This is a genomic window from Nonomuraea sp. NPDC049695 (assembly GCF_040674955.1).
GTDB classification, from domain to species: Bacteria; Actinomycetota; Actinomycetes; order Streptosporangiales; family Streptosporangiaceae; genus Nonomuraea; species Nonomuraea helvata.
The window spans coordinates 85669-93208 of the sequence record NZ_JBFANV010000039.1 but is presented as its reverse complement, the minus strand read 5'-3'; the positions used below and the strand labels follow the sequence as shown (position 1 = coordinate 93208).

Here is a 7540-nt window from a genome sequence, read left to right as displayed (position 1 = left end):
GTCCGCGGCGCCGGAGTGGGCGCCGTCGTTGCGGACGCCGACGGAGATGGCTTCTGGCACCGTGAAGTGGTTCAACGCGGAAAAGGGCTTCGGCTTCATCGAGCAGGACGGCGGCGGCGCCGACGTCTTCGCGCACTACTCCAACATCGTCTCTCAGGGCGGCTACCGCGAGCTGCGCGAGGGCCAGAAGGTGGCCTTCGACATCACCCAGGGCCAGAAGGGCCCTCAGGCCGAGAACATCGTCGCTGCCTGACAAATAGCGCTACGCATCAGGGCTCGCACCTTCATGGGTGCGAGCCCTGATTCGTTTCCGGCTGCCGCATCGCTGCCCGCGTGAGAATCGGTGGCGCGGGATGTCCACCACAGCCGCACAGCTCCTCAATACCAGTGATCGACAGCGTGTGAAACGTCGTCACGCCTGGTAGAAGGCATGAATTCCGGGAGATGCGCGGCCGGCGACAACAAGCGGGACCAAGTCGCCAAGCTGCACACCAAGACCCGTTCGGCTTCACGCTGCCGGGTCTTCTCAAACCGCCGGTGCTAGTGTCCGGCCGGGCGGTCGCGCGCGTTGTTGATGCGCAGCGCCTCGGCGAGCTGGTCTTCCAAGATGATGATCCGGCAGGCGGCTTCCACCGGCGTGCCCTGATCGACGAGTTCCCGGGCGCGGGCAGCCAGCCGCAGTTGGTAGCGGGAGTAGCGGCGGTGGCCGCCGCTGGAGCGTATCGGCTCGATGAGTTTGGCGGCGCCCAGGGCCCGTAGAAACGACGGGCTGACACCGAGCATCTCCGCGGCCGCACCCATGCTGTAGGCGGGGTAGTCCTCATCGTCGAACCGATCCTCGAACCGGTCTTCGGCCCTGGATCCAGCCCTGGATCCGGCCGTGTCCGCAATCCTGCCCTGAGCGAGCATGTCACCCTCGGCAGTCGAGCGACGTTGATCCATACATTCCTTTCCATCACGCGCACAGGGGGCCCCGGCGCCTGTCGCGCCGGGGCCCCGAAGAGTTCAACACCATCTACCGGCCATCTGGCCGGCTCACAGTTTTCCGCATCCGCCGTACTGAGCGGCGGTGATGCGGGGATCGCGGATGTGTGACCGTAGACCACCTTCCTATCTGTGGAACTGCGGTACCCGAGCGGCGAGATTCAGCCGGCAACGGGCGATCCCGATGGCGTTCAACACTCCCTTCATCTCTATCTTCCGGACCACTGTCCAACTTCACCTGCGGCAGCGCGTCCACGATCAGGGCCCCTAACCACTGCGCTGGCCCGTCACGTCCGACCTTCTGCCATCAACTTCCACTTCATCTGCGGCAGCGCGTCCACGATCAGGGCCCCTAACCACTGCGCTGGCCCGTCACGTCCGACCTTCTGCCGTCAACTCCCACTTCATCTTGCTCCGGGCAGTTCATCGTGGTGCTAATACTTCCGCTGCCCGGTCGATCCGTTCCTTGCGATGTGAGAAACAATAGCCTCAGCGGCCACAAATGTCTACTGCGGCGAACGCAGATTTTCTGTGTCGGGCGCGGCAATCATCCGGCGACGCCGTTGACCAGCGGGAACGCCGCCAACGCCGGATCTCGGTCCAGAACACTCTGACCCCCGACTCCTGGACCCACGCCATCACGAGACCCGCTCGCCGAGCTCCTCTGCCAACAGGACGGGGCTGATTTGGGAAAGGATCACCAGATGGCCAGGGCGTCGGGCGAGCTGCCCGGCGCCCTGATCACCGAGCGCCTCACCCTCGAGCCCGCTCCCGCCGCGCGGCGCGGGGTCGGCTGGTGCCCGGCCCGCCGACTCTGCGACGAGGCGAGCCTGGACCATCCCGGCGGACACGCCCGGCGTCGGCTCCAGATGCACCTGCAGCCGACGCCCGACCAGCTCGAAGAACCCACCGCGATGACGCGACGCCCAGCAATCTGCGACGAGGCCTTGGCCGCGGGCCAAACCCGCCGGGCACCTGTCGCGAGCTCGCGCAGGCCACCGGCTGCCCCGTCCGGGTGCCGGCGCAGGAACGCACCGGGCTCGACGAGGCCCCAGCCGAGCAGCGCCAGCCCCAGAACGGCCTCCAGCGCGAAGAGCGCCGCCATGGCCAAGACGAAGACTGTGATCACGCCGGCGGCTCCTTGCGCCGCCTACCTGGCGTTATCGGTGGGTTCGCTGGCCTGAGCCTAGATTTGTCCCGGCGCCGTTCCTGCTGTTCCATGCCGAGCAGAGCGGATCTTTGCCATGCTCGCCGTGATCCTTTTCCTGGTGCGGGTTTACTCGGCGAGAGCTTGCGGGCCGAGGGCGGGAGAGCGACCTCCGGCTCCCGCAGGTTCAGGCCGGGGTCCACGCCTCAGGGTGAACCCCCAGGCGGGCATTCGGCTCTGGTTGCGTGCTCACCAGATCCGCCGCGCGGCCGGGTCGCTGCCGTCCGCGGCAGGGTGGAATGACCCGAGGATGGCACGAGCGTCTGGGCCCGTTGTGAGCGAGGTCCCCAGGCGCCCATGCCTCCATACGGCGGCTGACTCCGCTGCGGCGAGCCGCAAGGTAGCAACAGTCGGATCAGCCCTTCGTGGGCGTATGTTCGCCTTCGTCGACGACCGCAGCCGGACGACGCTCGGCACCGGTGAAAGGTTCGCCGAGGACACCGTCCGGCCGGCCAATGTCAGGGCGTGTCGGGCAGCTCGCCGCTACAGGTACTGGCCCGCCTCGGCGCTGGCTGTCTTCGACACACGCGCCGACACCACGTTGGCGAGGTTGATGACCACGCCGTTCACGTCGGTCTCACGGCCATATCTCGCCCGCATCAACACCAGGCTGCGCCGCTCGTCCATAGCACGAGCGATCGCCGCCACCGCCTCCGGCTCCCCGTCGAAGTCCCCGCTCATCACGGAAACGTCTTCGCCGCTCATCAGGTGGAATCGAATGATCAGTGCGACATTCTCCGGCACGGCCGGCTCCTTTCGCCAGAGTCCGCAAGGCACCCCTGCCCAGCGTCGAACGCTGTAGGCAACTGCCCTCCACATTGCCTACTGCGGCGCGGACGGGGCGCCCTCCAGTCGGGCTGGGATACGGGAGTGACAATCGCGTCACCCGCTCCGAACCGGTTTGTTGCTCTGGTCAGTGGTCGGTTACGAGGGCGTCCAAAGCGGCTTCCTTGTTGGCTTCGCTCGGCAGGGCGTAGCGACGGGTGGTGTCCAACGAGCCGTGGCCCAGCAGTTCGGCGACCAGGATGGGGTCTTTACCTCCGCGGAGGAGCTCGGTGGCGAAGGTGTGGCGCAGGACGTGTGGGCTGAAGGGTTCGGTGGGGTCGTCATTGAGGCCGACGGCGTCGCCGAGGCCGGTGATGATGTCGCGGGCGGCACGGTCGCTCAGTCGGCCGCCGCGGTGGTTGAGGAACAGTGCGGTGTGGGTGTCGGCACCCTTCCAGGCGGTGCGAGTTGTCAGCCAGTCGGTCAGGGCCTGGCGCAGGTCGGGGTGGACGGGCAGTAGACGGATCTTGCCGCGGTCGCGCCCTTTTCCGCGAATGCGTAGTTCGCCTTTGCGGGCTGACAAGCGTACGTCGGCCAGGTCGAGGCCGACGATTTCGGAGATGCGCAGGCCGGCGTAGTAGGGCAGTAGGGCGATGGCCTTGTCGCGCGGGGATGCGGTGAGCTGGACGTGGCGGATGTAGCGGCGGGTGCGCTGGGCGTCCAGGGCGCGGGGGGCGGTGCGGCGGGCGTCGCGTTCGCGGCGGGTCTGTGGCTTGCGCAGGCCGCGGCGGGCGTAGAAGTCGTCCAGGGCCGACAGGTAGCCGTCGATGGTGTTGGGGGCGCGGCGGCCGTTTTTGAGATGGCGGCGGAAGTCGCGTACCGCGCCGGTGGCGGCGATGGGGTCGATGAGCGGGTCGCCGTTCAGCGCTCCGGCGTCGGCTTGGTCGGCCAGCCAGGCCAGGTAGCCGCGCAGCCGGGAGGCGTACTTGGTCTTGGTGGAGTCGGCCAGCGGGGCGCGCTCGAGTGCTGCGGCGTAGTCGGCCAGGACGGCGGCGTGGGGAGCGGGGAGCGGGACGGCCCGCGACCGGCTTGTGTCTCCGGAAGCTACTCTGGCCGGTTCTGTGATCTCTGAGGGTGTGTTTCCGGAAGTCACCCACACAGTCTACTTCCGGAATTATGGAATTCCGGAAGTAGGAGGTAGAGTGAAGTTACCGAGGACTTTCTGAGCGTTGGCAGTCAGGTCGGCGTCGCCCCCGGCGAACCACCACCGGCCCCATTCGGCGGGGCCCGGACAGGTCAGGCGACCATGACGCCGACGCTTCTTTCTCAACCCGCACCGCTCAGCCCTGTCTCATCGGCGATCCCTCGGGTCAATTCCGCGCTACGGCTCAGTCTCCACCCGGTGCTGGATCGGCGAGCCGTGGTGGGCGGGGCCTGGTGGCCCTACTCCGGTGACGCGGCTGCCGAACTGCCCGGCCTCATCGCCGCCGTGGACCGGCTGCTTGATCGAGTCACGCTCCGCATCGGCCTGAATCGCGATGCGTGGCAGAGCATGCCGCACCGCATCCCGGCACGCGGGCGTCAGGTCCGCATCGGCTGGTTCCGCCACACCGACCCGCGCGTGATCACGTTCCTCTTCGCCGCCGGCGAGCCGGTCGTCCTGCTGGTCATCCCGCCGGGCACCGCGGCAGGTCCTGCTGAGGCCATGCTCAAGCTCACCGCTCAGGACACCGCAGGCTTGAGCATCGACGACATTCTCACCGTCGCGCGCTTGCCGCCCGACCCCGCTCCGCCTCTGCGCGGGACGGCCGTCGACAGCTTGGCCTGCTGGAAGGACGAGGGCGGGTCGGTCACCGACCAGGAGGCTCCCTCTTCCACCAGACGGCCGTCAGCGCCGATGTGAGTCGCGTGCCGTCTGCCGACCGGATCGAACGGTTCCAGGACCGCCCGTTCTGGCGGCGGACCGGCTTTCCGGTCGGCAGGCATCTCATCCCGTTTCAGCTCCTCCAAAGGAGATTTCCATGACCGTCATCGACACCGCGCCACTCAGCATGGCCAACCCATCAAGTCCGACCACCGTTCATCTGTCCGGCGAGATCGACATCTTCACCAGCGCAGCGCTTCGCCAGCAACTGATGAGCACGCTGCACTACAGCACGAGCCTGCTCATCCTCGACCTGTCACAGGTATCGTTCTGTGACGCCTCCGGACTGGCCGTCCTGGTCGGCATCCAGCACCGGGCCCGGCCGATGGGCATCACCTTGGCCCTGACCGCCCCCCGCCCGTTCATGTCCCGGCTGTTGCACATCACCGGCCTGGACCGCGGTCTGCCGATGCTGGTGTGACCGGGGTGCGCGCCTCGGCCCCGGCCGCGGCATACGACGGGCGATCTCCGTTCCCGCACGCCCAGCAGCGCATCAGTGTCCACGCCGGGCAGATGGCACTGACGACCACGATCGTCATCGCGCCGTTCATCGCGCTGGGCGCCGGAATCTGGCTGGCATGGGGAAGGGGGATCACCCTCACCGACCTGCTGCTGGCCGCCGTCTTCTACATCGTGACCGGGCTGGGAGTGACGGTCGGCTTCCACCGGCTGCTGACCCACCGCTCCTTCACGGCCCGCCCGTGGCTACGCCTCATCCTGGCCATGGCCGGGTCGATGAGTTTCCAGGGCAACCTGATCGACTGGGTGGCCGTCCACCGCCGCCACCACGCCTTCACCGACCAGCCGGGCGACCCGCACTCCCCCTACCGCTACGGCACCGGTCTTGGCGGGCAGCTGCGTGGCCTGGCCCACGCCCACCTGGGCTGGCTGTTTTCCAGCGAACCCACCTTTGCCGCACGGTATGCCCCCGACCTGCTGCGCAACGACCCGGTCATGCTGCGGATCTCGCGCGCCTTCCCCGCCTTGTGCGCCGGCTCGCTGCTCCTGCCGTTCGCGGCGGGCTGGGCGATCAGCGGCAGCCTGTACGGTGGGCTGACCGCGTTCATCTGGGCCGGCCTGGTCCGCATCGCCCTGCTGCAGCACGTGACCTGGAGCGTCAACTCCCTGTGCCACGTGATCGGTGAGCGGCCGCACACAACCCGCCGCCACGACCGCTCCACCGACCTGTGGCCGCTGGCCCTGCTGTCCTTCGGGGAAAGCTGGCACAACGGCCACCACAGCCAGCCCAACTGCGCCCGGCACGGCCGCAGCCCTCGCCAGATCGACCCCTCCGCCGCCCTCATCAGCCTGTTCGAACGCCTGAACTGGGCCACCAACGTGCACTGGCAGCCCCCCGACGTCCTCGACCACCATCGCACGGTGGCCGGCAAACACACGCTGCGCACCAGCACCCCGCGCCCCGGTGAGACTAGCGACCTCGCATAATCACCTGCACAATCAACGGTCGTGTAGTGAAGTGCGCCGATCGGCCCCTCACGTGCTTGCCGTGGCGAATCACGCAGGTAGCGCGCCAGCGGCCGCGCATTGCCTGAGCAATGTCGCGGGCTCAACGGGGCGCGTCCGGTTCTTTGCGCGTTTTCTCTTCCGCGCCGGAGTTTCGCGAGTTGCTGTATCGCAGCAGTTCGCCGGGCTGGCAGTCGAGCTCTTCACACAGACGAGAAAGCGTGGTGAAGCGGATGGCCTTCGCACGCCCGTTCTTCAGGATCGACAGGTTCGCGAGTGTGATCCCCACCCTCAGGGACAGCTCGGTGAGGGTGATGCCACGATCGGCGAGGAGGTCGCCCAGCGCGATCTCGATCCCGTGTACGGGCTCCTCATCTTCCATCAGACGGTTCCTTCGAGGTCCTCAAGCATGAGGCGGCCCTTCCGAATGACTTCGGAGACGGCCAGTGCGGCGAAGCCTATGAGGACACCGCCGGTGAAGGCTTGCGGAGACAGGTCACTGTAGTACGCGCCGGAGCCGAGCGCGTGGATCGAGATCGTGCTGCGGATCATGTCCGTGGTGAGCGGGATCACCGCGGCGCCCGCGAGCTGGACCACACCGATCAGGCGGAGCCGCCGGGTGGTCTGGGGGGAGAACAGGGCACGGTCGCTCTTGAGCCCGACGGCGAGCAGCCGCGCCAGCCACCAGAACGACAGCACGTTCACCACGGCCAGCGGCAGCCATGTCAGCAGGTGGTAGAGCCCGAGGGCGGGCGTTCCCACCACGCGCACGGTGGCGTCCAGGTGGTCGCTGTTGAGCTCGGCTCCCGGCGAGAGAGCGCTGCTGATCTGGACCTGGTCACTCGGGATCGACACGCGAACCGTCGCTGCTTGACCGAACGCGAGCGTGACGCTGGTAACGAGTTCCCGAACCGCCAGGAGCACCACGGCGAAGAGCGCCAGTAAGAGCAGGCCGTAGAGCCATCGCAGCCAGGAACCGCGCCGGCCCTGGACCCCTGCGGCCCCCGAGTCCGGGGTCGATGTCGGCTGTTCCATCAGAGCCTCCTTATCGTTTTTCGATGTTATTGAAAAACGATAAGCTCTCGCCTGGACGGGTACAACCCCGGACAGGGCCGGCTGAGCGATCAGGCGGAGGCGGGGCGTCCCAAGGCCGAGATGACCTTCTGTCCGGCGAAACATGGAAACCCCGTTTGGGT

General features: G+C 67.6%; 10 protein-coding genes. 4 read left to right on the top strand and 6 right to left on the bottom strand.

Annotated features, from left to right (window positions below):
* The first annotated feature begins 46 nt into the window (after nucleotides 1-46).
* Nucleotides 47-253, top strand: coding sequence for a cold-shock protein (locus AB0J64_RS30220; RefSeq protein WP_189246540.1), 207 nt, complete (start codon nucleotides 47-49; stop codon nucleotides 251-253).
* Nucleotides 254-540: 287 nt separating this feature from the next.
* On the opposite strand, the gene AB0J64_RS30215 is transcribed toward AB0J64_RS30220, so the two are convergent.
* The 4 genes from AB0J64_RS30215 to AB0J64_RS30200 all read right to left on the bottom strand — a co-directional run bounded on the left by AB0J64_RS30215 (nucleotide 541) and on the right by AB0J64_RS30200 (nucleotide 4109).
* The gene (locus tag AB0J64_RS30215; protein ID WP_364034059.1) at nucleotides 541-942 is read right to left on the bottom strand and encodes a helix-turn-helix domain-containing protein; all 402 of its coding nucleotides are present in this window, start codon (nucleotides 940-942) and stop codon (nucleotides 541-543) included.
* A gap of 739 nt (nucleotides 943-1681) precedes the next feature.
* Nucleotides 1682-2113: a hypothetical protein gene (locus AB0J64_RS30210; RefSeq protein WP_364034056.1), complete on the bottom strand. Its 432-nt coding sequence runs from the start codon at nucleotides 2111-2113 to the stop codon at nucleotides 1682-1684.
* 561 nt (nucleotides 2114-2674) lie between these two features.
* The gene (locus AB0J64_RS30205; RefSeq protein ID WP_344876625.1) at nucleotides 2675-2935 is read right to left on the bottom strand and encodes a hypothetical protein; all 261 of its coding nucleotides are present in this window, start codon (nucleotides 2933-2935) and stop codon (nucleotides 2675-2677) included.
* Nucleotides 2936-3104: 169 nt separating this feature from the next.
* Nucleotides 3105-4109 (bottom strand): tyrosine-type recombinase/integrase, encoded by a 1005-nt coding sequence (locus tag AB0J64_RS30200; RefSeq protein ID WP_364034053.1) that lies wholly within the window; start codon nucleotides 4107-4109, stop codon nucleotides 3105-3107.
* Between the two features lie 153 nt (nucleotides 4110-4262).
* Here AB0J64_RS30200 and AB0J64_RS30195 point away from each other — a divergent pair, with 153 nt between their 5' ends.
* The 3 genes from AB0J64_RS30195 (at nucleotide 4263) to AB0J64_RS30185 (ending at nucleotide 6326) form a co-directional block, all read left to right on the top strand.
* The gene (locus tag AB0J64_RS30195; RefSeq protein WP_364034050.1) at nucleotides 4263-4859 is read left to right on the top strand and encodes a DUF5994 family protein; all 597 of its coding nucleotides are present in this window, start codon (nucleotides 4263-4265) and stop codon (nucleotides 4857-4859) included.
* A 118-nt stretch (nucleotides 4860-4977) separates the two neighbouring features.
* On the top strand, nucleotides 4978-5301 hold the full coding sequence (locus AB0J64_RS30190; protein WP_364034047.1) for an STAS domain-containing protein: 324 nt from the start codon (nucleotides 4978-4980) through the stop codon (nucleotides 5299-5301).
* Nucleotides 5298-6326 carry a fatty acid desaturase gene (locus AB0J64_RS30185; protein WP_364034044.1) on the top strand — a complete coding sequence of 343 codons (1029 nt, stop codon included), beginning with the start codon at nucleotides 5298-5300 and terminating at the stop codon, nucleotides 6324-6326. The genes AB0J64_RS30190 and AB0J64_RS30185 overlap by 4 nt, the downstream gene beginning before the upstream one ends.
* A gap of 121 nt (nucleotides 6327-6447) precedes the next feature.
* On the opposite strand, the gene AB0J64_RS30180 is transcribed toward AB0J64_RS30185, so the two are convergent.
* Together AB0J64_RS30180 and AB0J64_RS30175 are read right to left on the bottom strand one after the other, a co-directional pair.
* Nucleotides 6448-6726, bottom strand: coding sequence for a helix-turn-helix transcriptional regulator (locus tag AB0J64_RS30180; RefSeq protein WP_364034041.1), 279 nt, complete (start codon nucleotides 6724-6726; stop codon nucleotides 6448-6450).
* The gene (locus AB0J64_RS30175; protein ID WP_364034039.1) at nucleotides 6726-7379 is read right to left on the bottom strand and encodes a hypothetical protein; all 654 of its coding nucleotides are present in this window, start codon (nucleotides 7377-7379) and stop codon (nucleotides 6726-6728) included. Before AB0J64_RS30175 ends, AB0J64_RS30180 begins: the two co-directional genes overlap by 1 nt.
* Between the last annotated feature and the right edge of the window lie 161 nt (nucleotides 7380-7540).